The organism is Mycolicibacterium rutilum, assembly GCF_900108565.1.
GTDB lineage: Bacteria > Actinomycetota > Actinomycetes > Mycobacteriales > Mycobacteriaceae > Mycobacterium > Mycobacterium rutilum.
The window spans coordinates 1254674-1279423 of record NZ_LT629971.1 but is presented as its reverse complement, the minus strand read 5'-3'; the positions used below and the strand labels follow the sequence as shown (position 1 = coordinate 1279423).

Annotated in this window: 23 protein-coding genes; 1 reads left to right on the top strand and 22 read right to left on the bottom strand. The window is 66.2% G+C overall.

Going from position 1 to position 24750, the window contains the following annotated elements; genetic code table 11:
- Positions 1 to 83 precede the first annotated feature (83 nt).
- From BLW81_RS06150 to BLW81_RS06050, 22 genes are all read right to left on the bottom strand, one after another.
- Positions 84 to 908, bottom strand: coding sequence for an alpha/beta fold hydrolase (locus BLW81_RS06150; RefSeq protein ID WP_076047321.1), 825 nt, complete (start codon positions 906 to 908; stop codon positions 84 to 86).
- Between the two features lie 121 nt (positions 909 to 1029).
- The gene (locus tag BLW81_RS06145; protein WP_157897611.1) at positions 1030 to 1650 is read right to left on the bottom strand and encodes a sigma-70 family RNA polymerase sigma factor; all 621 of its coding nucleotides are present in this window, start codon (positions 1648 to 1650) and stop codon (positions 1030 to 1032) included.
- 7 nt (positions 1651 to 1657) lie between these two features.
- Entirely contained in the window at positions 1658 to 2842 is a 1185-nt protein-coding gene (locus tag BLW81_RS06140; protein ID WP_076047319.1) for an NAD-dependent formate dehydrogenase, read from the bottom strand.
- 126 nt (positions 2843 to 2968) lie between these two features.
- The gene (locus tag BLW81_RS06135; protein ID WP_083406441.1) at positions 2969 to 3742 is read right to left on the bottom strand and encodes a YoaK family protein; all 774 of its coding nucleotides are present in this window, start codon (positions 3740 to 3742) and stop codon (positions 2969 to 2971) included.
- A gap of 4 nt (positions 3743 to 3746) precedes the next feature.
- Positions 3747 to 4361 (bottom strand): hypothetical protein, encoded by a 615-nt coding sequence (locus tag BLW81_RS29685; RefSeq protein ID WP_197680358.1) that lies wholly within the window; start codon positions 4359 to 4361, stop codon positions 3747 to 3749.
- 68 nt (positions 4362 to 4429) lie between these two features.
- A complete protein-coding gene (locus BLW81_RS29260; RefSeq protein ID WP_157897610.1) occupies positions 4430 to 4597 on the bottom strand; it encodes a hypothetical protein in 168 nt (55 codons plus the stop codon).
- Positions 4594 to 6177, bottom strand: a complete 1584-nt coding sequence (locus BLW81_RS06125) for an AMP-binding protein (protein WP_083406440.1) — start codon at positions 6175 to 6177, stop codon at positions 4594 to 4596. Before BLW81_RS06125 ends, BLW81_RS29260 begins: the two co-directional genes overlap by 4 nt.
- A 20-nt stretch (positions 6178 to 6197) precedes the next feature.
- Positions 6198 to 7229 carry a DUF4331 family protein gene (locus BLW81_RS06120; RefSeq protein WP_083406439.1) on the bottom strand — a complete coding sequence of 344 codons (1032 nt, stop codon included), beginning with the start codon at positions 7227 to 7229 and terminating at the stop codon, positions 6198 to 6200.
- Positions 7230 to 7253: 24 nt separating this feature from the next.
- Positions 7254 to 8534, bottom strand: coding sequence for a formyl-CoA transferase (frc, locus tag BLW81_RS06115; RefSeq protein ID WP_076047315.1), 1281 nt, complete (start codon positions 8532 to 8534; stop codon positions 7254 to 7256).
- 40 nt (positions 8535 to 8574) lie between these two features.
- Entirely contained in the window at positions 8575 to 10293 is a 1719-nt protein-coding gene (oxc, locus tag BLW81_RS06110; protein WP_083406438.1) for an oxalyl-CoA decarboxylase, read from the bottom strand.
- Between the two features lie 274 nt (positions 10294 to 10567).
- Positions 10568 to 11365 carry a family 1 encapsulin nanocompartment shell protein gene (locus BLW81_RS06105; RefSeq protein ID WP_076047313.1) on the bottom strand — a complete coding sequence of 266 codons (798 nt, stop codon included), beginning with the start codon at positions 11363 to 11365 and terminating at the stop codon, positions 10568 to 10570.
- A complete protein-coding gene (locus BLW81_RS06100) occupies positions 11365 to 12390 on the bottom strand; it encodes a Dyp-type peroxidase (RefSeq protein WP_083406437.1) in 1026 nt (341 codons plus the stop codon). Before BLW81_RS06100 ends, BLW81_RS06105 begins: the two co-directional genes overlap by 1 nt.
- A 5-nt stretch (positions 12391 to 12395) precedes the next feature.
- Complete coding sequence (locus BLW81_RS06095) at positions 12396 to 13166, bottom strand: SDR family oxidoreductase (protein WP_076047312.1); 771 nt, start codon at positions 13164 to 13166, stop codon at positions 12396 to 12398.
- Positions 13167 to 13192: 26 nt separating this feature from the next.
- On the bottom strand, positions 13193 to 14122 hold the full coding sequence (locus BLW81_RS06090) for an SDR family NAD(P)-dependent oxidoreductase (protein ID WP_083406436.1): 930 nt from the start codon (positions 14120 to 14122) through the stop codon (positions 13193 to 13195).
- A 20-nt stretch (positions 14123 to 14142) separates the two neighbouring features.
- Positions 14143 to 14622, bottom strand: a complete 480-nt coding sequence (locus tag BLW81_RS06085) for a nuclear transport factor 2 family protein (RefSeq protein ID WP_076047310.1) — start codon at positions 14620 to 14622, stop codon at positions 14143 to 14145.
- Between the two features lie 29 nt (positions 14623 to 14651).
- Positions 14652 to 15401 carry an SDR family NAD(P)-dependent oxidoreductase gene (locus BLW81_RS06080; RefSeq protein WP_076047309.1) on the bottom strand — a complete coding sequence of 250 codons (750 nt, stop codon included), beginning with the start codon at positions 15399 to 15401 and terminating at the stop codon, positions 14652 to 14654.
- A gap of 35 nt (positions 15402 to 15436) precedes the next feature.
- Positions 15437 to 16405 carry an aldo/keto reductase gene (locus BLW81_RS06075; RefSeq protein ID WP_207553309.1) on the bottom strand — a complete coding sequence of 323 codons (969 nt, stop codon included), beginning with the start codon at positions 16403 to 16405 and terminating at the stop codon, positions 15437 to 15439.
- 46 nt (positions 16406 to 16451) lie between these two features.
- The gene (locus BLW81_RS06070) at positions 16452 to 17519 is read right to left on the bottom strand and encodes an aldo/keto reductase (protein ID WP_083406435.1); all 1068 of its coding nucleotides are present in this window, start codon (positions 17517 to 17519) and stop codon (positions 16452 to 16454) included.
- 334 nt (positions 17520 to 17853) lie between these two features.
- Complete coding sequence (locus tag BLW81_RS06065; RefSeq protein ID WP_157897609.1) at positions 17854 to 18516, bottom strand: response regulator transcription factor; 663 nt, start codon at positions 18514 to 18516, stop codon at positions 17854 to 17856.
- Entirely contained in the window at positions 18513 to 19568 is a 1056-nt protein-coding gene (locus BLW81_RS06060; RefSeq protein ID WP_162277402.1) for a sensor histidine kinase, read from the bottom strand. Before BLW81_RS06060 ends, BLW81_RS06065 begins: the two co-directional genes overlap by 4 nt.
- A gap of 126 nt (positions 19569 to 19694) precedes the next feature.
- On the bottom strand, positions 19695 to 22433 hold the full coding sequence (locus tag BLW81_RS06055) for an AAA family ATPase (RefSeq protein ID WP_083406433.1): 2739 nt from the start codon (positions 22431 to 22433) through the stop codon (positions 19695 to 19697).
- Positions 22430 to 23575 (bottom strand): MFS transporter, encoded by a 1146-nt coding sequence (locus BLW81_RS06050; RefSeq protein WP_157897608.1) that lies wholly within the window; start codon positions 23573 to 23575, stop codon positions 22430 to 22432. Before BLW81_RS06050 ends, BLW81_RS06055 begins: the two co-directional genes overlap by 4 nt.
- 558 nt (positions 23576 to 24133) lie before the next feature.
- Here BLW81_RS06050 and BLW81_RS06045 point away from each other — a divergent pair.
- Positions 24134 to 24703: a universal stress protein gene (locus BLW81_RS06045; RefSeq protein ID WP_157897607.1), complete on the top strand. Its 570-nt coding sequence runs from the start codon at positions 24134 to 24136 to the stop codon at positions 24701 to 24703.
- Positions 24704 to 24750: the final 47 nt, after the last annotated feature.

Genomic DNA, 24750 nt, shown 5'->3' with positions numbered 1-24750 from the left:
TGCCAGTCACACTCAAATGTCCAACTGGACAATCCGTCTGGACATTTCACTTGAGAAGTGGACATCACACTTGAGGAGCCACCTCACTCGTTGAGGAACGCGAGGATGTCGGCGTTGATGACGTCGGCGTGGGTCGTCGGCATCCCGTGCGGATAGCCGTGGTAGGTCTTGAGGGTGCCGTTCTTGAGCAATTTCGCGGTTTTGGGTCCAGAGGCCACGTAGGGGACGATCTGATCATCGGCGCTGTGCATCACCAGGGTGGGCACTGTGATCTTCGAGAGGTCCTCGGTGAAGTCGGTTTGCGAGAAGGCGACGATCCCATCGTAATGTGCTTTGGCACCGCCCATCATGCCCTGTCGCCACCAGTTTTCGATGATCGGCTCCGACGATTCCACGCCCGGTCGGTCGAAGTTGTAGAACGGTCCCGAGGGTAATGCGCGATAGAACACCGACCGATTGGCGGCCAATTGCGTTTGCAGATCATCGAATACCGACTTCGGCAGTCCCTCCGGATTCGCTTCGGTCTGCACCATCAGCGGGGGTACGGCACTGATGAGCACCGCCTTGGCGACCCGCTCCTCGCCGTGGCGGGCCAGGTAGCGCACCACCTCGCCACCTCCGGTGGAGTGGCCGATGTGGACCGCGTTATGCAAGTCGAGGTGAGCGGTGACGGCGGCGAGGTCGTCGGCGTAGTGGTCGAGGTCGTGACCGTCGGCGACCTGTGTGGAACGGCCATGTCCGCGTCGATCGTGCGCGATGACGCGGTAGCCGTGCTGGAGGAAGAACAACAGTTGGTTGTCCCAGTCGTCGCTCGACAGCGGCCACCCGTGGCTGAACACGAGAGGCTGTCCATGGCCCCAATCCTTGTAGAACAGCTCGACGCCGTCGGGTCCGGTGATGGTCGGCATGTTGACACCTTTCAGATCTGAGGGTTGTAGCGATCACTGTGCTCGGTTCGCGTTGGGCTGTCGCCAGGGCACACCTCAAAACAGTGGGTAGGGCTAGCACCCAGAAGCCGCCGGGCCGGCCCTACAACTGACGGACCCCGGCACGTTGGACGGACGTCCACAGCAGGTGTGCCAGAGCGAGGCGTCCGCGGCATTGATACAGACGCACCAGTCGGCACGGTTTGGCCATGATTTCAGCCACCACCTCGCCTGGCCTGCCCTCAACGTCGCCGTAGTACAGCGCCATCCGAAGCGCCTGCGGAAGCGTCAGCAATGCCTCTCGTATCGCTGCGCTGGGAAGGGCTTCGATTACCGCCAGCTGGGCATGGGTGAGAACATCTGGTGCACAACCGACGTGGTACGCGGCCGTGGTGATGGCGCCATCTTCGGATGGAGCAGCGGTGGCGTCGTGCAGTTCGTTCATGAGTGCACGAAGCCAGATCTCTCTTCTGTCCGGCCGCAGAAGACACCACTTGGGATCGGTGAGTCCTGCTGCTACCGTGTGTTCGACGAGCGCTTCGGCGCGGGTGGCCTCCAACGTCAAATACACGGCGCCGGTGTACAACTGGTTGAGGTCACACAGGAGCCATTCGGCCGACGGTGGGTCGTCCGGCGCACGGGTGCGACGTAGGGGGTTCATCGGCGGCGCTCCAATCTGGCGACGAGCCGTCGCGTTGTCCGCTGTTGTCGGCGGAAACGACATGTGTGATCTAGTGCCCGCTGCCGGGGCTGGTGGTGCCGTCGACGGTGTAGGAGGTGGCCCCGACTCCGGCGAGGTGGCCACCGTCGACGATGAGGTACTCCTGGCGAATCGGTTTGCCGCTCAACCAGGCTTCGAGGATCTCGCGGGTGCCCGCGCCGTAGCGGGCCTGCGCAGACAGTGTCGTGCCGGAGACGTGGGGTGTCATCGCGTTGTGGGGCATGCTGCGCCAGGGGTGATCGGTCGGCGGCGGTTGCGGGTACCACACGTCGCCGGCGTAGCCGGCCAGGTGGCCGTCGGTGAGCGCCGCGACGATGGCGTCACGGTCGACGATCTCGGCGCGTGCTGTGTTGACGATGTACGCGCCGCGCCGCATCGAGGCCAGCATGGCCGCGTCGAACAGCCGGTAGGTCTGCGGATGTAGTGGGGCGTGGATTGACACCACGTCGACGTTGCGGGCCAGCGACGCGGTGTCGGGGTGATAGGTCAGGTTGAGTTCGCGTTCGACGGCACGATCAAGGCGGTGGGTCTTGGTGTAGTGCAAGTTCACCGAGAACGGTGCGAGTCGGCGCAGCACCGCCAGCCCGATCCGTCCGGCGGCGATGATGCCGACGTCCATCCCTTCCAGGTCATAGGCGCGTTGAGCGCAGTCGGCGATGTTCCATCCGCCCTGCTCAACCCATCGGTGGGAGGCCACGAAATTGCGGACCAGCGCCAGGATCTGCATGACGGTGTGTTCGGCGACGCTGATGCTGTTGCTGTACGTTTCCTCGGCCACGGTGATCCCGCGTTGAATCGCCGCGTCGAGGTCGACGTGGTCCGAGCCGATGCCGGCGGTGATCGCAAGCTTGAGCCGGGGGGCCTTGGCGATTCGATCAGCGGTGAGGTAAGCCGGCCAGAACGGCTGGGAGATCACGACGTCGGCGTCGGGCAGTTCGCGGTCGAACACCGAGTCCGGGCCCTCCTTGTCCGATGTCACCACAAGTTGGTGCCCGGCGGCTTCGAGGAACGTTCGCAGCCCCAACTCGCCGGAGACACACCCGATGAGGTGGCCGGGGGTGAAGTCGATCGACGAGGGTGTCGGCAGCGTCTGGCCATCGGGGTAGCCGTGCAGGACGGGGATGCTGTCGCGGGCGTACGCCGGCGGATACCCGGTCAGCGGATCGGGATACAGCACGAGCAGGACCTTGGCCATGATCAGCCCAACCTTTCCGGAGCGGGCCGTTGGGCCGGGTGAACGAGTATGGTGGACAATGGGTCTCGGCTCATCGGAGGCCTTTCGCAGAGAGTGGCTACGCGGACGGGTCACGACCGACCCGTGTCATCGATCCTGGTCCTGCTCCGGGTTGCCGTCTGTCGTGTGGGCACTACATGTGTCCCCCTGCTGACCTCCAGACCGCAGGTGGGGCCCACCCCCACACCGCGACGGCAGCTCATGTGACGGGTGCCGACGCCCGCAGGCGACGATCACCGAGGCCAGCGGGCAGAGGCACAGCAGCGGCGCGATCGCCGGTGCCGCGGTCAGTGTGAGACCTGACGCAGCCGCCCCCGCCAGGAATGCGATCACGGCGGCGACGTCTGGCATGTTGACCCGCTTGGCGGGACCTGCGGCGGCCCGACCGGCGATGAGCGCAGTCAGCGTCCCGGTTAGATAGGTGGTGGTCAGGGGGACTCTCAACTGCCGCACGGCCGCACTCTGCAGCCCCATACCGACGGCCGCGGTGATCAACAGCGCCAGTTGCGGCGCGCTGACTCCGAAGACGTGCCCAGCCGCCCACCCGGCCGAGAACGCCGCCAGCACGATCAGCTCAACGATCAGGGCCGTGGTCACGGCGTGTGGCAGGGCCGATGATCGCTGTGGCCGTATCCCTGCGATGCGGGTACCCACGCCGACACCCAGGGCGTATCCAGCGACAGCGGCACCGGTGTGGGTCAGCACCGCGGTGTCGACATGGGCGATGCCGAACCCCATGAGCGCGAGGTTTCCCGTCATCATGCTGGCGAACACGCCGCCGAGGTGCGTCAAAGCCAGCACGTCGAGTGCACCGGAACCAAAGGCCAGCAGCGCAGCGAGGATCGACCACCTGGCGCCCATGCGTTCAGGTCGCCACGTCGGGGAGTTCGGCCCGCTGCAAGCTCTTCGGGCGAGGACTCGACCGGGTGTCGTTGCCAGCGGAGCGCAGTCCGTAGTGATGCGCGAGGGCCGACCCGAGCGACTCTGGCACGCGGCCTCCGAGCACGCAGATCAGGCGTCCCAGCAGTGCGTCGAGGCGCTCGCCCACTGTGGTGAGGTGCGGGTCGTCGTAGCTGGCGAACGGTAAGCCGGGCTGATCCACCGCGAGCCGGGCCGCACCCTGTCGGTCCCGGTAGATGACTGCGGGCAAGGCGGTGTGTAGCATCGCCGACGGTTCACGGCGCAACACCGTTTGGGTGATCATATGATTGCCGATCAGATACTGGACCGCCTGCTCGCGGGGTGAGAGCGTGGGCGGCAGGACGGCGACGTCGCCGCGGCGAAACCGCATGAAGCCGTGTGGTGCGTTGGTCTGGACCACGATGGCGACTTCTTGCCAGGATCGGGCTGCGGTGAACCCGAGTTCGTCGGCGACGGGCACCGCGCGCTCGAACCGTTCACGGGCTTGTTCGTAGGTGCCCGGCAAGGCAATCACCAGGCGTCGGCAGAGATGCTCGTGAGCTCCAGCGGGCACAGTCATGGTGGTGCATCCGTTCGTGTCGTGCGCCGACGCCCGAGTCGTCGCCGTCGCGGAGTGCGCTGGGCTTCTCAGCAGCGTTCGAGGTGCGGCCGCATCAACCGCATTGACGGTGCAGCGCGGCGCTCGGTGGACGGCGACTCCTGCGCGTCGACGGCGGCCTCGGTGGCGGGGATCATGCCCTCGATCGCTCTGCCGCACAGGCACCGTGTCACCGGTGCGTTCGGGGCCGGGTTCATCGATCGGTTGTTGGCGATAGAAGGGCGCGCAAGCGCACGCGGTCGATGTCGCCTTTGGCGGTCAGTGGGAGTTGGTGGACGATTTCAATGACCTCGGGTGTTTCGTGTCGGGTCAGGCGTGACCGGCAATAGGCGGTGATTTCTTCGGCGGTCAGGGTGTCAGCGCTGGGCACGACGGCAACGGCGACCTGTTCACCGAAGGTGGAGTCGGGGATGCCGACGACCGCGACCTCGCCGATCCGCGGATCGGCCGCGAGCACTTGCTCGACGTGTTCGGGGGAGATCTTCTCGCCCCCACGGTTGATGAGGTTCTTGATGCGTCCGGTCACGATGAGGCGTCCTGCAGTGTCGAGCACGCCGAGATCGCCAGTGCGCAACCAACTACCGTCGAAGGTGAGGGCGTTCTGGCTCCGCGCGTCGGGTGTGACGGGTAGGTAGCCGCGGGTGACGGTCGGTCCGCGCAACCAGATCTCTCCGGCAGCGCCGGCTGGGGTTTCCGCGCCGTCGGCGCGGTGAATGCGCGCGGTCAGCCCGGTCGGGCCGCCGACGGTATGCAGTCGGGTGTCATCCCCGTCTCCGGGCCGAACGGTGGCGGCCTGGTGGGTGGTCTCGGTCATCCCGTAGGCGCCCAGCACGGGCGCGTGGAACGTCGACTCCAATTCGGTGATGGTGTCGGCGCGCAGCGGTGCGCTGCAGCTGCGGATGAACCTCAGTGTGCCGAAGTTTCGGCAATGGTCCGGTCCCGCAACTGCGGCGCGGTCGAGCAGAATGCGCAGCATCGTGGGTACCGCGGTGAACCACGTGGCTTCGGCGGCGTCGACGTCGTCCCAGAACGTGTGGGCGCTGAACCGGCCGGCGCCGGGCAGCAGCACACTGCCGCCGGTGGCCAGGGTGGCCAGCAGGCCGGCCACCAGTCCGTGCCCATGGAACAGGGGCATGACGGCCACGGTCGAGTCACTGTACGACAGTGCGTAACTCGATGCCGTAGAGGTGAGCGACGCGGCCAGGTTGTGGTGGGTCCACGGCACGAACTTCGGGCTTCCGCTGGTGCCGGAGGTGGCCATGATCAGCGCGTCCGCCGAGGTCAGCGCCGGTGGTGATTCAACGGTGCGTGGCCGCATCGCGGCGTCGACCTCGGTCGGCAGCCCGAGTCGCCCCTCCACGATTGGCCAGTCCGGGCAGTCTCCGTCATCGTCGACATTGCCCTCGACGAGGGTGGCCCGCGCCCCGAGCAGGTCGGCGCGGCGGTGCTTCTCGATCCCGGGCAGCGTGGGATCGTGGGGGGCGACGATCAGTCCCAGCCGTGCTGCGGCTAACAGGGCCACCACGAAATGTACAGATGTCGCGGTCTGCAGTCCGACGACGTTGCCGCGGCGCAGCCCCCTGCGGCGAAGTGCCGCGGCGAGATCGCCTGCGGCGGCGGATAGTTCGCGATAGCTGATGTGCCGACGATCAGCTCCGACGATCAGCGCGGTGCGTCCGGGCGTGGACGCCTCGGTCTCGGCGAGGACGTCACCGAGGCGCCATCGTCGAGGCGGCCCACAGACGGCAGGGTGCGAGGCACTACAGGTGGTGGTCATCGACGGCGATCCTGTTCGGGTCAGCCCAGTGGGGGCACGTAGGGGAACTCGGACCGCAGTGCGGCCTTGACCGATTCCTTGCCGATGCCCAACGTGATCGGGGTGTTTGCGGCCAGGGTGAACATCACGTCGGGGGCGTTGTCGATCAGGGAGCGGCCGTTGAACTCGGCGAAGCTGAACGCCGCCGCCGTGCCGACGGTGTAGGGCAGGACGTTGGGGAACAGTCGGCGCGCGACGGCGCGGGCCTGGGCGTGCGGATCGGTGGCCGTACCGTAGGCGCCGATCACTGCCGCGAGCTTGCCGGCGACGCGTTCGCCGTAGACGGCGTAGTCGTCGCGGGGGTAACCGGCGTTGAGGTCGTCGCCGAGCTGCTCGTCGAACTGGGTGAACAGCGGATGGATCATCGGCAGGCCCACCCGGTTGATGGGCCGCCAGCCGCCGGCGTCGGTGCCGAGCGTGGCCACCGCCCACACCCCGATGCGGTCGTCCGCGGCGCGGGGTGTCAGATCGGCGTCGGGCACCTCCAGAACCAGCGAGTACACCGTCTGGTCTGCGAACAGATTGGTCGCGTTCGCCGGTGTCCACTCGCCGAGTTGCACGGTGGTGCCGTCCTGGACGGCGTGTCCAACGGCGTGCAGCACGTCGGGTTCTATCCAGAACGGATCGCTCGCCTGGCCAGCCCACGCCCGCAGGCCCGCAGCGTTGACGTTGGTATCACCTGTGGTGCCGGCCAGCACTTCCGGGCCGACGGCATCGAGATCGGCGGCGTCCGGTCCGGAGAGGCGTCGAACCGTGTAGTACTGCCGGCCGTCGTGGTCGCGGTCGGTGAACTGCACGCGATAGGTGATGTCCTCGATCGCGTCGCCGTCGAGGTCGATCTTGAACTCGTACATCCCCTCGGGATGGAAGCCCGGTGCCGGGATGTCACCGCCCAGGGAGTGGCAGACGTTGATCACCAACACCGTGCCGATTTCGCCGCGGAAGACGTAGAGGTCGGTGATGTCGAGCCGGATGTCCTGGCGGGCAAGTGGAGAGTCGAGGTGGTGTGACATGTTGTGTTCCTTCGTTGTCGGAGGTCAGTGTTCAGCGGGGTCGGCGATGACGTGTGCGACCTGAAAGTTCGCGATCTGGTCGGCGGTGTAGCCCAGATCGCTCAGCACGGCGGTGCTGTGTTCACCGAGCAGCGGAGCGCCGGTGATGGCGGGGGTGTAGTCGGAGAACTTGATCGGGCTGCCGACGGTCAGGAACGTGCCGCGGCCTTGCTGTTGCACCTCCACGACGGTGCCGCTGGCCCGCAGCGCGGGGTCTTCGGCGATCTCCTTCATCGACAGCACCGGCGCACACGGCACGTCGAAGGTGCGGAGAATGCCGACGGCTTCGTATTTGGTCTTATCGGCCAGCCACTTCTCGATGTCGGCGAAGATGTCGAAGATGTGGGGCTGACGCGCCGTGGCGGTGGCGTAGGCGGGGTCGTCGACCCATTCCGGCTTCTCGATCGCCTGGCAGGTCTTCTCCCAGTTCTGTTCCTGGATGGTGAAGTAGATGTAGGCGTTCGGATCGTCCTGCCAGCCCTTGCACTTGAGCACCCAGCCGGGCTGCCCGCCCCCGCCGGCGTTGCCGCCGCGGGGCACGGTGTCGGTGAACGTGCCATTGGGGTACTGGGGGTATTCCTCCAGGTAGCCGACCTTCTCGAGGCGTTCCTGGTCGCGCAGTTTGACCCGGCACAGATTGAGCACGGCGTCTTGCATCGACACCGACACCTTCTGACCGACACCGGTCTTCTCGCGCGCCAGCAGCGCGGTGAGCAGCCCGATGAGCAGGTGCATGCCGGTGTTCGAATCGCCGAGGGCCGCCGCGCTGACCGTCGGTGGACCGTCCCAGAAGCCGGTGGTGGAGGCGGCACCACCGGCGCACTGGGCGACGTTTTCGTAGACTTTGAGGTCCTTCCAGGGGGATTCGTCGTTGAAGCCCTTCACCGAGCCGAAGATCAGGCGTGGGTTGAGTTCGTGGATGTGCTCCCAGGACAGCCCCATGCGGTCCATCGCGCCGGGGGCGAAGTTCTCCACCAGCACGTCGGCCTCGCGGATCAGCTTCTCCATCACCTCCAGACCTTCGGGGGTCTTGGTGTTGATGGCCAGTGAGCGCTTGTTGCTGTTGAGCATGGTGAAGTACAGCGCGTCGGTGTTGGGGATATCGCGCAGTTGGTGGCGGGTGACGTCGCCGCCGGTGACGCGTTCGACCTTGAGCACGTCGGCGCCGAACCAGGCCATCATCTGGGTGCAGGCTGGGCCGGCTTGCACGCCGGTGAAGTCGATGACCTTGATACCGGCGAGCGGGGCGGTTGCGGTGGCGGCCATGGTGTTGGGTCCTCTCGAATGGTGAAGGGCTGAGGTGGTTTCAGGAAACGGGGGCCAGGGGGACGGTGCTGTGCGGGTTGAGGTTGGTCAGGTGTCCGGATTCGGTGCCGGCCGTGACGGCGAGTTCGCAGTCGATGAGCGCGGGCCTTGCGGCGTCCAGTGCTCGTTGCAGAGCGGTGTGCAGCTCGGCGGGGGTGGTGACGTGGTAACCGATGCCGCCGAAGGCGGTCATCACCTGTTCGTGGTGGGCGCGGGGTGCGAGCACCGTCGGTGCCGGGTCGGTGCCTGCGGGGTCGATGCCATCGCCGCGGTATACACCGCCGTTGTTGAGGATGATGATGACGACGGGAAGCTGGTAGCGGCAGATGGTTTCGACCTCCATCCCGCTGAACCCGAACGCGCTGTCGCCTTCGATCGCCACGACCGGCTTGCCGGATTCGACGGCGGCGGCGATCGCGTAGCCGAGACCGATGCCCATCACTCCCCAGGTGCCGCAGTCGAGGCGGTGGCGCGGCACGCTCATGCCGAGCACGTTGCGGCCGATGTCGAGGGTGTTGGCGCCTTCGTTGACGACGTACACGTCGGGTCGGTCGGCCAGGACGTCGCGCACGGCGCGCAGTGCGTTGTAGAACCCCATCGGATGCGGGTCCTGCGCCAGGCGGGTGGCCATCTTGGCGTCGTTGGTCCGGCGCTTCTCTCCGAGTTCGATCTGCCACAGCTGCGGACACGACACCGGATGACGTTCAAGGCCGGCGTTCAGATCGCCGATGACCGAGCCGATGTCCCCGGCCAGCGGGACGGCGATCGGATGGTTGCTGTCGAACTCGCCGGGGTCGATGTCGACCTGAATGAACTGCGCGGCAGGCGACCAATGCGGTGCTTCCCCCTGCGCCAGCAGCCAATTCAGTCGCGCCCCGATCAGCAGTACGACGTCGGCCTTGGCCAGCGCCAGCGATCGCGCCGCGGCGACCGAGGACGGGTGATCGTCGGGCAGCAGGCCCTTGGCCATCGACATCGGTAGGAACGGGATGCCGGTGGATTCGACGAACTCGCGGATCGCGTCGTCGGCCTGGGCGTAGGCAGCGCCCTTGCCCAGCACGATCAGCGGCCGCTGCGCACTAGCCAGCAGCGCCAGCGCGTCGGTGATTCGCTCGGCTGCCGGGTGCTGCGCCGGAGCCGGGTCGGCCACGCGCCACAGCGTCTCGGCCGCAGCCGCGGCCTCGATGGTCTCGGCCAGCACTGCAGCCGGCACGTCGAGGTACACGCCGCCGGGGCGGCCCGAGACCGCGGTGCGGATGGCTCGGGCCACGCCGCGTCCGATGTCCTGCACGCGATTGATCCGGAAGCTGGCCTTGACGAACGGTTTCGCGGCGGTCATCTGATCGAGTTCCTCGTAGTCGCCACGGCGCATATCCACCACGGCGCGATCACTGGAGCCGGCGATGTGCACCAGCGGGAAGCAGTTCACCGTGGCGTTGGCCGCAGCGACCATGCCGTTGAGGAACCCCGGTCCCGACACGGTGAGAAGGACGCCGGGCTTCTTGGTCAGGAAGCCCGCCGCGGCCGCGGCGTGACCGGCCGCCGATTCGTGCCGGAATCCGATGTAGCGGATACCGCAGGCCTGAGCCAGCCGGGCCACGTCGGTGATCGGGATGCCCACCACCCCGTAGATCGTCTCGACGTCGTTGAGCTGAAGCGCATCCACCAGCAGGTGCATGCCGTCAGTCATGGAATTCTGCTGTGATGCGGCAACATTCATGACCTGAGTATGTTCGGGTGCTGTCGGCTAAGGCTATGGTGGCGACGCTACTTCCGCGGTAGGGCTAGCCTCCATTGGGGCTCGCGGCGAACCCCACAACAACGTTCCTCGAACAGGTAGGGCGTGCATCGTGGAGCCCCCTGATGGACGGCGACGATCCGACGAACAGCTCGGAATGGGAACGCCACGGCTCGGGCCGCAGGATCCGTCGCGGGACATTCTGTGTAGCAGTGAGGTCGATGGATGGGCGGACTTCAGGGCAGCGAGACGGCGGTCACTCGGTGAAGGCGACAGCGGCCTCGGCTGTGTAGCACCGGAACGTCACGGTCTCCTGAAGATAGAGCACGACGGTGCCGGCGTCGTGAGACAGGTAACCGATCGAGACATCCTGGCCGATCTGTAGGTCGAAATCATCGCCGCGGGTGGACAATACGAAGCCGCCAGCGATAGCCGGCGCCCAGATGATGTCTCCGTCGACGAGGCGGTTGAGGTGTTCTCGGATGGGGTAGCCGTGCTCGGTCGTCTCGCTGACCTTCGTGTAGGCATCCGCGGACAGCAACACGGAGTAGGGCCCGTCGACACCCGCCAGACGTAATTGCGACAGCGCCTGGGCGAGGGCATCGGGGTAGCCGCGTGGATCCGGCGGAAGCGCCATGGTGGGGTTGGAGGTGCAGCTGCGGATGCCCTCGATTCGCGCGGCGGCGTAGCCCTCGAAGACGGCCCGGTCTTCGGCGAACGCCAGCCTCTTGGCCGCGTCCTTCACCGGACTCCAGTCGGAGTCTTGCGATCCCCGTTCGACGTCGTCGACGTCGCGACGCTGGACGGTGAAGGGAATCCGTAACCGCACCAAGGGTCGCAGGTCGCGGAGGTGGGCGATGACATCGCCGGCCGGTGGCGTCAGGTCGAGTAAATGACCGGTGTTGACTGCTGCTTTCGTCGGGCCGGCCGGCGCGCTTACATCAACGACGCGGCGTCCGGCGATATGGCGCTTGAAGGTTCGGCTGGCTTCCGTGTCGATCTGCTCCCAGGCGGCGTCGGTGATCGGTGCCAAGTTTCGGTACAGGTTGTCCATCAGGATCGTCCTTTCAGGCTGCCGATGGCCAGCGAGTGATCCGGGGCGGTTTGGGCTCGGTGAGGTGGAGGTGGGCTGGTCTTGGCCCGTTGCACGGGCAGCGGGGGCGGATCGTCGAGAAACGCCGGTGTGGGCGCAAAGAACAGGCCGCCGGTGTGAGCGGTGGAGAAGTCGAGGATGCGGTCGGTGTTCCCGAGTGGGTTGCCGAGGAACATGTTTCGCAACATTGTCTCGGGCACGTCGGGGTCAGCCGAGTAGGCGATGAAGTAGGTGCCGCACTCGCTGGAGCCGAGTTCTCCGAAGGGCATGTTGGCCCGCACGATCGTGAGTTCGTGTCCATCCTCGTCGGTGATGGTGTTGAGCGCCAGATGAGAATTCGACGGTTTGGCCGCATCGGGTACTTCGATGTTCTCCAGTTTGGTTCGCCCGATCACCAACTCTTGCTCCGTGACGCTCAGCGCGTCCCACGCCGACAGATTGTGGGTGTACCGCTGGATGTGGACATAGGATCCGCCTGCGTATTCCGGGTCATCGTCGTCGCCGACGACGGCGGCTGTCTCGGCTTCCGTGCCCTGGGGGTTCTCGGTGCCGTCCACGAATCCGAGTAAGTCGCGCATCTCGAAGAACCGGAACCCGTGCACTTCGTCTACGACCGTCACGGCGCCAGACGCCGAGTCCAGGATCCTGCGTCCGAGTTCGAAGCAGACATCCATCGATCGGCCACGGATGTGCCACAACAGATCTCCCGGTGTGGACGGAGCGCGGTGGCGTGCGCCGTCGAGTGCGATGAAGGGGTGCAGTTTGGCTGGGCGGGCGCCGGCGAACAGCCGATCCCAGGCGTCGGATCCGATGCCGGTGACGAGGGTCAGATTGGCCGATGGCACCCGGAACGCGACGCCGCGCACCAGAGCCGACAGATCGGTGAGTGTGCTGTGCGCGCGGGGTTCGCCGCCGTCGTCGATTGTCGCGACGAGAAAGATCGCCGCGGGACTCAGCGGTGTGAGAACGGGATGTGGCCGGGTCATTGCGCTCAGGTCTGGTTCCCGTGTGGGTCGGCCGCGTTGAGTGTTGCCACCACGTGGTCGTAGTCGCCGCGCGCCTCGGCGTAGCGGAGGAATTTGACGCGTTCGACTTGGATCTCCTTGACGTCGCGGTCTGCTTCCAGGATCGTCATCACCTCGTCGATGAACTCGTCCAGCGGCATCGCGAAGGAGCTGTCGCGTTGTCCGGGAAGCAGATCGGTGGCCACCGAGGGAGGTTCGAGTTCGATCAGCTGAATGCTGGTGTCGGCGTACTGCAGCCGTAGTGTCTCGGTCAGCATGTGGACGGCGGCCTTTGACGCGTTGTAGCTGGGCGTGACCTTCAGCGGCGCGAACGCCAGTCCCGAGGACACCGTGATGATCGTCGCAGCCGGTTGCCGTTGAAGGTGTTCGATGAACGCCGCGATCAGGCGGATGGGACCCAGCAGGTTCGTGGTGATCACAGCTTCGGCGGAATCCAGGAAGGTGGCGGGGTGATGCCAGTCTTCGACGCGCATGACGCCGGCCATCGCGATGACAGCATTCAGGTCGGGGTGGCGGGCCAGGACTTGGTTGGCTGCGCGGGTGATGCTTGCCGTGTCCGTGGTGTCGATCTGCACGGTGTCGATCCCGGGATGCCGGTCGGCGATGCCGTCGAGCAGATCGGCGCGGCGTCCGCCGACGATGACGGTGTTGCCCTTCTCGTGTAGGGCGAGCGCCAACGCCAAGCCGATGCCACTTGTCGAACCGGGGATGAAGATCGTGTTGCCGGTGATGTTCACGGGGAGTTCTTTCTCTCGGAAACGGGCTAGCTGTGGTTTTGGGGCAGTTGCGACGTCGCGGTGATGGTGGGTGCCAGGAGGTCGGCCAGTCCGAGTCGGCGCAGCATTTCGGCCTTGAGACGGTCCTGGACTGCGAATCCGACATCGGCGCCGTCCTGGCTGGGGTCGAGGTGAACGCGGAAGGGGCGGGTACCGAAGGGTGTGTCGACCACATCGACGATGGCCGCGGCAACGGTGTTCGGGTCGGCGTCGGAGGGCACGATGCCATCCAAGGCGACCTGGAGCTGCGCACCGAACCCGGCGTACGGCCCGCGCTCGTACTGCTCGATCACGTCGCGATCGGCAGGGGCGCCGGCATGGGCGAAGTGATTGGTACCGGAGGTGAATGCGCCGGGCACGATGATGGTCGTTTCGACGCCCCATCTCGCGAGTTCACGAGCGTAGCTGACCGCCAGCGCGTCCATCGCGGCTTTCGCCGCGAAGTATGGACCCAGGTACGGGGGTGTCCCTCCGGCGCAGCTGCTGCTGGACACCCACACCACGAGGCTTTCGCCGCGACGGCGTAAGTGCGGAAGCGCGGCCCGGTTGACTCGTTGTGTGCCGATGACGTTGACGTCGTAAATCGTGGCCAGCTGGTCGGGGGTGAAGGCTTCCGCTGGTCCGTAGACCATGTGTCCGGCGTTGTGGATGACGACGTCGAGGTGGCCGTCGGCGGCCACGATGTGGGCGATGGCCGCGTCGACCGAATCCTGGCTCTGCACATCCAATTCGATGCCGCGGATGTCAAGTTCCTCGGTCAGCGAGAGGATGTCGAGTGCCGCAACCTCCGCGGCGTTGCGTCCGTCGGTATCGCGCATGCCCGCGTACACGCGGTGCCCCGCGCGCGCCAACGCCTCCGCGCTCAAGCGCCCGAATCCGCTCGATGCGCCGGTCACCACGACTACTCGTCGGTTCATCCGAGTTCTCCCTTCGTCCTCTACAGTCCTGGCGTCCGCGGTGCATCGGCACACGCCAAGGTCGGCGTGGCACTCACCCCGTCCGGTTGTTGTTGAAAGGCGTTCCACAGCCCGAAGGAGTCCTCCAGGAAGTTGTAGCTGGCCAGCTTGCCGTCGCGGACGGTGCAGATGGTCGCGAAGTCGCTGCTGAACTCTCGGCCGGTGTCGATGATCCGGTGGCTGAATTGACCGACCACCACAACGTGGTCACCGTGCTCGAAGGTGTGCTCTATGGCGAAGCTGAGCGGCTGGAAGTGTTTGGGAAACGACTGCAACCATTCCCGCACTTCGTCCTTGCCGTGGCGGGTGCCGATCGTCGGTACGTCGGGTGCGCCCTGGACATGCCAGAGCACGTCGTCGGTGAGGCATTCCAGCGTCCGGCCGATGTCGTGGCTGAAGAAGGTGTCGAAGTAGTGCGAAACCACGTCGCTGGCGGTTGGTTCGGGGATGGCATTCGGCATCGGATGTCCTTCCGTAGGCGGTCGGTCGGTTAGCGGTGACCGCCGGACAGGGTGATGTATTCGCCTGTCATCCAGGCTGTTTCGTCGGATGCCAAGTAGACGGCGGCGGGTGCGATGTCCTCGGGTGCTCCCAGGCGACCCAGTGGCGTCTCGGCGACGATGGCTTGGCCGAAGCCGTCGGTCAGGAAGCCGCCGGCCTGCACGCCGTCGGTGTCGACGACTCCTGGCTTGATCGCGTTGACCCTGATCCCCCGTGGCGCCAGCTCATTGGACAGGGCGCGGGTCAACCCGTCGATCGCCCCCTTGGTTGCCGTGTACACCGAGGAATCCGTGGGACCGAAGGCGGTGACCGTGGAGCTCATGTTGACGATGCTCGCGCCGGGTGACATGTATGCGATGGCTTCCTTGATCGCTAGCAGGTAGCCGTAGACGTTGAGGTCGAAGTGGTGTCGAAACGTCTCCAGGGTGAGGTCCTGTAAGGGTTGGAAGTGATATACGCCGGCGTTGTTGACCAGGACGTCGATGCCGCCGTAGGTGTGGTGAGCTTCGGCGAACAGCCGGCGGACCTGCTCCTCGTCGCGCATGTCCGCCTGGATCGCCACCGCTGCACCCCCGCATCGGGTGATGTGGCAAACGACGTCGTCGGCGGCTTGCCGGCTGTGGGAGTAGTTGACGACCACGGCGGCACCTTCGGCGGCGAACCGCAGCGCGATCGCGGCGCCAAGTCCTTTGGATGCGCCGGTGACGACGGCGGTCTTTCCGTCGAGTCGGTAGGCCACGGCGCTTCTCTCTCTCGCAGGTTGTTTCGGGTGTCTCAGCGCACGCCGTGATCGGCGTAGCGTCCACCCATCACCAAGTCGCTGAGCGGTTGCAACTGCGCCAAAGCGTCGGCGTCGAGGTCAACGTCCAGCGAGGCGACGTTCTGATCGAGACGCTGCGCATGACGGGTGCCGGGGATGGGCACGACGGAGACGCCCAAGCGTGGCGCTTGGGCGTACACCCAGGCCAGTGCCACCTGAGCTGGCAGCACCCCGAGTCGGTCGGCGACGCCACGGACGGTGTCGGCGATCACCTGGTTGTGCTGGGCGGCGTCACCGGTGAACCGCGGGTTGCGGGCACGGAAGTCGGTGGGGTCCAAGGCCGCGGTCTGGACCGCTCCGGTCAGAAAGCCCCGTCCCAGTGGGGAGTAGGGCACCAGGCCGATGCCCAGTTCGGCCATCACTGGGGTGACGTGTTCGACGTCGCGCGTCCACAAGGAGTACTCGCTCTGCACAGCGGCGATCGGGTGCACCGTGTGGGCGCGCCGCAGCAGGTCGGCGCTGACCTCGCTCAAACCCAGGTACCGGACCTTGCCTGCAGAGACCAGCTCGGCCATCGCGCCGACGGTGTCCTCGATCTCGGCGTTCTGCGGGGGCCGGTGCAGGTAGTACAGGTCGATGTGGTCGATACCGAGGCGCAGCAGCGAGGAGTCGCAGGACCGCTTCACGTAGGGCGGGTCGCCGCGATAGACGCGCAGATCGTCTCCGCTGCTGCGGTCGATGCCGAACTTCGTGGCGATCTGGACGGTGTCGCGTCGGCCGGCGATCCCGCGGCCCAGCAGTACCTCGTTGTGGCCGGACCCGTACTGGTCGGCGGTGTCGAAGAAGGTGACTCCCACGTCGATGGCGTGCTGGATGGTGGCGATGTTGGTGTCCCAGTCCGAGACTCCGTAGTACTCGCTCATCCCCATGCACCCCAGGCCTTGGGCGGACACGTCGAGACCGCCGACAGTGGTGCGCTTCATGATGGATCCTTTCCGGTGTACTGCGTGCAGGTGAGGGGAACGTCGATCAGGGCAGTGCGGTGGCGCGGGTGGGATCCACGGTGGTGTCGCCGAAGATCAGCTGGTGGGTCATCGGCCGGCGCAGGAAGCTGGTCGGGAAGACCGATCCGGAATCGCTGACGGCGTTGAGGCGCACGATCTGATCGGAGGTCAGTGCCACCGACATGGCATCGAGGTTCTGCACCGCCTGCGCCACCGTGCGCGCACCGATGACCGGCGAAGCGACACCGGGTTGGTGCAACACCCACGCCAGCGCCACCTGCGCTGCGGTACAGCCGATCTCGGAGGCGACTTCGGCTACGACGGCGGCGATCTGCAGGCTCCGTTCGGTCAGGTGCCCGACCGAGGCGATCACCGAGGCGCGACTACCGCTCACCGCCGCTGATTCGGTGCGGTCCAGGTCGCTGCGGGTGTACTTGCCGGTCAGAACTCCGCCGCCCAGCGGAGACCACGGCATGACCCCGACGCCGAGGTTCGCGGCCATCGGAATCAGTTCGTGTTCGACGGTCCGCTCGACCAGGCTGTACTCGATCTGCAAGGCGACCAGGGGCGCCCAGCCGCGCAGCTGCGCCAGGGTCTGCATCTGCGCGATCCGCCACGCGGGCGTATCGGAAATTCCGACGTAGACGACCTTGCCTGCGCGCGTGAGATCGTCCAGCCCGCGCATCACCTCCTCCGGGGAGGTGGTGAAGTCCCAGGCGTGTACGTACAACAGGTCGATGCGGTCGGTGTTCAACTGCCGCAGACTGGCTTCCACCGAGCGCATCATGTTGAGCCGATGGTTGCCTCCGGAGTTCGGATCTCCTGGCGTGCGCGACATCGTGTACTTGGTCGACACCACCAACCGGTCACGCTTCCCTGCGATCAGCTGCCCGACGAATCGTTCGGATTCACCGTCGGTGTAGTTGACCGCGGTATCGACGAGGTTGCCTCCCCGGTCGACATAGGCGTCGAAGATGTGGCGCGCCTCCTCGGCGTCGGCGCCCCACCCCCAGGTGGTACCGAACGTCATCGTGCCCAGTGACAGCGGGAAGACCCGCAACCCCGAGCGGCCGAGCAGCCGGTAGGTCGTCATCGCATCCTCCCAACACGTTGTGCGCTCATCGCACCGAGAAATCAATCGTGCCCCCGTGAAGGGCCCGCGTCTGTCGTGGTGGCGCCACAACTGTGATGCGTGTTAACCCCCAGCCCGGCGTGGGGTTTACCCGCACAGGATTACCTGTGATGTCCGGACTTCTACCGGCTCCTCGACACGACCGCAGAGATCGCACGCCTTCGAACGTGGTCGACGCCACCCGCAAAAAATGCGGAAACGACCGCTACCGCAGACATCTGGCGCGATATGCCGTCGGGTCGGGATGCGTCGAAACAGACGCACTTCAAGAGCTTCTGTCGGTGAGCACCGCTTCTCACTGCGGTGCGGAGCCGCTGAGAAAGGTGAGAACAGCCGCGACGCGCCGGTGCTGATCCGTATCCTCCTGATAGAGACCAAGTTTGGAGAAGATGCTTGTGACGTGGCGTTCCACGGCGGCGACACTCACGACGAGTTCTCCCGCGATACCGGCGTTGGACAGCCCCGTCGCCATCAGGCGGAGCACGTCGTGTTCACGCGGGGTCAGCGCAGAGGTCCGACCGCCCGGACGGGGGCGCCCAGCGAGCCGGGCGATCACGTCGGGATCCAACACCGAACCACCCGCGGCTATCCGCCGGACGGCGTCGTGGAGCACATCGGGCTCCACCAACTTCTCCTTGAGTAGGTACCCGACTCCCTCAGCGCGGTCACCGACCAGGCTCAGCGCGTATTCCTCTTCGCAGTATTGCGACAGCACCAGTACCCCGATGCCGGGATGACGCTGACGAAGCGCAATGGCGGCGGTGAGGCCGTCGCGACCCTGACGGGACGGCATCTGAATGTCGGTGACTACAACATCGGGCGTATGGGCTTCGACACTGGCGAGCAGTTGATCGGCGTCGCAGGCGACATCGACGACTGCGATCCCCTCGCGCTCCAACAAGCGGACCACGCCCGCCCTGATCAACGCGTTGTCGTCGGCAACGACGACCTGAATCACGAGACCGCCTCAGCTGCTGCGAACGCATCGCTGCACGGGGTCATCTGAAGGCCAGCGTCTGAGCGCAGCGGCAGGTGGGCTGCGACCACCGTTCCCCGGCCCCGGCGTGAATCGACGACCAGCATGCCGCCGACGGAGCCAACGCGGTCATGCATCCCCGACATTCCCGAGCCTTGGCCCACATCGGCGCCTCCGAGGCCATCGTCTGAAACGACGATATGCAGTTGGTCCGCCTCGACATCGAGACGAACGTCGGCGCGGGTGGCGTGGGCGTGTTTGACCACGTTGGTCAACGCTTCGGAGATCAGCAGGTATGCGTGGCGCGCAATATCCAGAGACACACCGACATTGCACTGCTCGTGCAGTCGCGTGTGCAGCGTCGTCGGTACGACTGTCCGTGAAGTAAGCGCCATCACCGTCGGAATGAGGCCGTCGGTGGCGAGCACCTCCGGAAACCCGTCCGCGGCCAGCTCCCGCAGATCGGTGATCGCCAGCTTCGCCTCGACCATCGCCGCCGCCAAGGTATCGGCTAGCGGGCTGCCGTCCGGCAGTTCGTCCCGAGTGATTTGCAGGCGGATCAACAGATTGATCAGCCGGTGCTGAGCGCCGTCATGCAGATCGCGGGTCACCTGCCTGCGCGCGGCCCTCCCCGCCTCGAGCATGCGTAGTCGTTCGGTGGGCAACGGTGCGGCGCTGATGTCGGCGAAGGTCAGTACCACCGCGAACCCGACGTCGACGTTCAAGGGCGCAGTCGACCACGTGATCGGGAAACTCGACCCATTCGCGCGGATCAGCCGGTCCGCCTGCTGCTCGGTCGCCGCGCCAGTCGATGCGGCGCGAAGCAGTCGGCAGTCGGGCAGCGTCTCAGCTGAGCAGTCGTGATGCCAATAGCGATGCAGCAGCCGACCATCCACCGCGTCTGCGGGCTCCTGTCCGAGCAGCTGTGAGGCTGCCGGGTTGGCGTAGACAGCGTTGCCGTTCGCATCGATGACGAGGATCGGCTGCGGCACCGCCGCCAACACGAGGTGTCCGGAAATCAGCGGCTGGGCCACACCGCGGTTGCTCCTGGCCTCGGTCGCTGATAGTCCCATGCCTGCCTCCTTGATCGACGTACATGGGAGAAGGCTAGGAACGGGGCGGTGGGGCTCGCGAGCGTCAGATGACGCTGTCGGTGTACGTCATCGGCGCGGCGGGGTGGTGTGCAGGACTGCGGCGAGTTCGGCGCGGGAGGTGACTCCTAGCTTGGGGAAGATCCGGTGCAGGTGGGTGCTCACCGTGCGGTGGGACAGGTAGAGCCGCTGGCCGATCTCGCGATTGGTCAGGCCGTCCGCGGCGAGCTGAGCAATGTGTAACTCGTGGGCGGTGAGGCGTTCGTTCACGTCCGTAACGCGTCGTGGGCTGCCTTCTCCTGCCGCGCGCAGCTCATTGCGCGCCCGTTCGCTCCATGGAATGATGCCGAGCGCATCGAAGGTTTCGCGTGCAGAACGCAGCATCGGGCGGGCTTCGGTGGTGCGGCGCTGACGCCGCAACCATTCGCCGTAGGCGAGTTGCGCCCAGGCACGTTGAAACGGCCACCCCTCGGGCATCATGCTCAGCGCCTGCTCGAAGAGCTCTTGGGCCCCGTCTGCGTCGGCAAGTACGGCTCGTGCGTACCGCACGCCCAGTGCCATTGCGGGTGAGCTGTTGGTTTCGGCGAAGGACGCCACTCGATCGACGATCTCGGCGGCCACGTCGGCCTGACCGCTGCGGACCGCGGCATCAGCCAGTTCTGGTAGTGCATAGCACCGCAGCGCTACTTGGAACGCGGGATCCGACGGGTCGTGCATGCGGCGCAGCTGGTTGAAGGCGTCGGCGAAGCGTCCCTGGGCGAGTGCCGATATCCCCTTGGCGGTTTGCACGGTGGCGAGGATGGGCCGGGCGCCGACGGCCATTCCGGCCCGTTCGGCCTCGGCGGCGAGTTGGGCCGCCTGTTCGTGCTCTCCCCTCAGGGCCGCGATTTCGGCTTGGGAGGCGCGGACGATGCCGAACACGAACGGCTGATCGGTTTCGCGGGTGAGGCGGCGCGCTTCGTCGGCGGCGGGGATGGCCACGGCGAGGTCGCCCAGTCGGGTCGCGCTCCATGCCTGCGCCGCGCGGGCTCGCGCCAGCAGCGCCAGCCGGCCCTGCGCCCGTAGACCTTCCACCGAGGCGGCGTTGAGTCGCACCGCATGGTCGAGAGCACCGACCAGTAGTGCGGCGGTGCCCAGGAACCTTTCCTCGCGCGGCTCGGTCTCGGCCTGATGATCAGGGCGGGCCAGGCCGGCGATCACCGTCGAGCCCCGCTCAATCGGCACGGCATAGGCGAGGATGGCCAACAACCGAGGGTCCTCGGGGTTGGGTAGCAGCGCATCCGCAACCCCCTCGATGTACTGGCGGGCAGGTGTGCCGGGTTCAGACCAGAAGCAGCGCAAAGCGGCGCTCCACAGGATGCGGACCGCGAGATCATGGTCTCCGTCGGCTGCGATTGCTTCGGCCAGGCGCGCCAACTCCACAGCGCCTACGGTGGGGTCGCGCATGCCGTCGTCAAAACTGCCGCGGATCCATGCCACGCGCGTCTGTTGCTGCCCGGACAGCTCCAGCGACTCGACCTCCGCGAGCACCCGTTGGACGATGTCGCGGCGACCCGACTCCACCGCAAGATCGGCTGCACGCAGCAGCCGCTCCGCTCGACGCCGACTATCTGTGCTGAGCCGAGCTGCTTCCTCCAGGGCGATGATCGAAGAATCGACGACACCGCGTCGCTGGGCGCGCTGCGCCACCAAATCCAGTTCGACGGCAACGTCTTCGTCGGGGCCCGGCGTCGCCGCCGCGCGGTGCCAGGCCCGCCTGTCCGGCTGGTCGCCAAGAACCGCGGCCAGCGCAGCGTGAGCCCGTCGGCGATCATCTCCGCTCAGGGTCGACACGACCGCCGACCTCATCAACGGATGCCGAAAGGTGACGGTAGCGCCGTCGTAGACGATCAGTTGCGCGGATACCGCGGGTGCCAAGACCGCGTCGGTGACGACTCGGGCGAGGACAGACGCCGCCGCTGCGAGGGTCTCAGATGCCGCGGCGCTGTCGTTGAGCGCCGCGACCGGCAGCACCGACCGGGTGTCGGGTGGGAGCAGCGCCAGCCGAGCGGTGAACGTGCGCTCCAGGCGACGCGTGAGCGGCAGTGGCCCCGCAGTCGAGATACCGGCGCCGGATTGCACGGCCTTGGGAAGTTCGGTCAGCGCCAATGGGTTTCCCGCAGCGTCATCGAGTAGGCGACGCCGTGCCACCGGAACCAGACCAGGCGCCACCAAGTCCAGGAGCGTTTCCGCTGCGGAGTCGGACAGCGGCGCGACCGCCAAGGAAGGCAGCTCTGCGTCGAGGATCCGCGCTGGCGTGCCGTCCCGGACGGCCACCAGCAGCAGGATGGGCTCCGACTCCAGCCGTCTGGCCACGAACGTCAGGACGTCCACGCTGGCCTGGTCGAGCCAATGAGCGTCCTCGGCCACCAGCAGCAGCGGCGCCTCAGCGGCGACTTCGGCAAGCAGATTCAGTACCGCCAACCCGACCAAGTAGATGTCAGGGACCTGTTGGTCGGATAGGCCGGTCACGGCGCGCAGGGCATCACGCTGCGATACCGGCAAGTTGTCGATGCCCGATCGGACTGGGAAGACGAGTTGATGCAAACCCGCGTACGGCAGATGCTGTTCGCTTTCCACACCGACCGTGGCGAGCACCCGCATGTCTGACGCCGCGGCGCGGCGACGGGCTTCGGCCACCAGCGTCGACTTACCCACGCCGGCCTCGCCGTGCAGCACGAGCACACCGCCCCGGTCCTCGACCCCCGCGATCAACGTGCGCAGGTGTTGTACTTCGCGTTCCCGTCCCACCAACGCAGCCGACGTCACGTCAACTCCTTGCGAGCCTTCGGTAGCGCGAGGCTCAACGCGCCGGCCAAGGCCGAGGGCAGCGCGAAACCGTAGAACCCCGCCGCGACTGCCGCCCCCTCGGCGAGCAGCTGGGTGCCATACAGAGGGCCGACCACCCCACCGAGACGGCCGACGCCCAGTGCCGCTCCCAGCGCGGTGGCCCGCAGGTCGGTTGGATGGGAGGCGGCGATCAACCCATTGAGCAGGAACTGTGCGTTGACCGCGCCGGCGCCGATGACGGCCACCAGGACGTAGGCGGCGATCGCCGGTGGATGCTGAGCCAGCAGGGTGAACCCGACCGCGCCGGTGCCGAACGCGGTGAGGATCATCGCACGAGTACCCCAGCGGTCGGCGGCCCACGGGGCCGCGACTGATCCGATTACCACGCCGATGTTGAGCACCATGAGAAACACCAGTGACGTACCAAGGGAGTAGCCGGCGCGGATCATCAGCACCGGCAGCCACGTGTACGCGCCGAACAACACCAGCAGGCTCAAGAATGTCGTCGCCCAGAACAACCCGGTGCGGACCACGAACCCGCGGCCCAACAGACAGCGCCAACGGGCGGGATGCGCCGGCATTGCCGCGGATCTCAGAAACTCCGCCGGCTCGGGCAACCACCGCAACATCGCGGGAACCAGAATGATTGGCGGCAGCGCACCGACGAGAAAGAGTATGCGGAATCCGCCCGACTCGGCCAACGCCAGAGCTGCTAGCGCACTCAGCAGGCCGCCGGCGCCGATCCCACCGAATACCAGCCCTTGATAAAGGTTGCGGCGATCGGACGGGGCAATCTCGGCGATAAGGGCGGACGTCGCCGGCAGCATGGCACCTGCGCCCATCCCGACGAGCAGACGACCGACCGCGAAAACCATCGGTGTGGGTGCCCCGGCACACACCAGCATGCCTCCGCCGACCACGACCACACCTGCTATCAGCGTGGGTTGGCGCCCCCAGCGGTCGGCAAGAATCCCCGCTATCAACGCGCCGACCAGCATCCCGGACAGAGCCACCGCACCGAGCAGGCCGACGTCGACCTGACTTAGCCCCCACGGCTCAACCTGCAGCAAATACGGGACCGCCGCGCCGTAAACCACGATGTCGTAGCCTTCGAGCGTCAACGCGGCCCAGCACAGCCCGAGCACGGTCGGCGCACCGCTCCTCATCGGGCTACCACGCTCATACTCGCCACGGCGTCAGCCTGCCGTATAGTGGCCGCCCCTGCACACCCTCCGTGACTACTTCACGGTTGGCCTTACCCCTGCCTTCCGGCTAGCCGGAAGGTCACCGTCGGGAGGACCCGCCGCAGGGCTACGGCTACCCCTAAAGACACGGCACCGCTCCGCGCGCGACAGTGAAACCACACGGACAACGTTCGGAAACCGCCGCCGCGAGAGCACGCAGGAATAGTTAGGACGACCACGAAGATGGCCACGAGACACATCCACTCCAGCCGCCAATCCGCAGTCTCATCGCAGACGCTGCCGTCGAGCCGACTAGGTGTCGTGGTCGGAATTGGGACCGGCGTCTCGACCACGGCAACGCAGTGGGCCACGCACCACGCAGCCACACACCGCATCCCGCTCACGCTCGTCACAACCGGCACCACTGCCAGCCAAACAATCAAAACGGGGTGGGATTCCTTGCCACTCGTCCGAGCGATAGCAGTCGATGCGCCGTTGGAGCACACGCTGATCCAGCTGTCGGCACAAGCGGAGATCGTCGCCCTGGGAAACGATTGTCCCAGTACACATCGGACACTCAGCGCGCTCGTCCGTCGGGGACACAGCAACGTTGCAAGCATTCCCGAAGCCGCGGCAGATTTACGGCTGCCGGTAATCGTGCTGATCGACGGACTCCGTTCATCTGAACCGGCAATTCGCGCCGCGTTCGACGAAGCATCACGACGCCACGCCAGCCTGATCGCCGTCCATACCTGGAGCGAGCCAGGTCACCTCGGATTTCCGGCTATCAGCTGGTCACCCATCGAATGGGCCAACAACCGAGAGCAGGAACGAGAGGTGCTAGCAGAACGGCTTGCCGGGTTTCAGGAACTTTACCCCGATGTTCGAGTACGCCGAATCACGACCAGTGACAGCAACTGTAAGCCACTCGTGACCGACGCACGTTCCGCTCAGTTGATCGTCGTCGGAACGGGTGCGAACGCCAAACTAGCTGACATCAGCCGAGTTGCGGCCTTCCGACAGCTCACCACGAGCGAGGTCCCGGTGCTTGTCGCCAAGCGGTAGGTGACGCCCAACGCACGATCGCCGCAGTAATTAAGGAAGTTCGACAA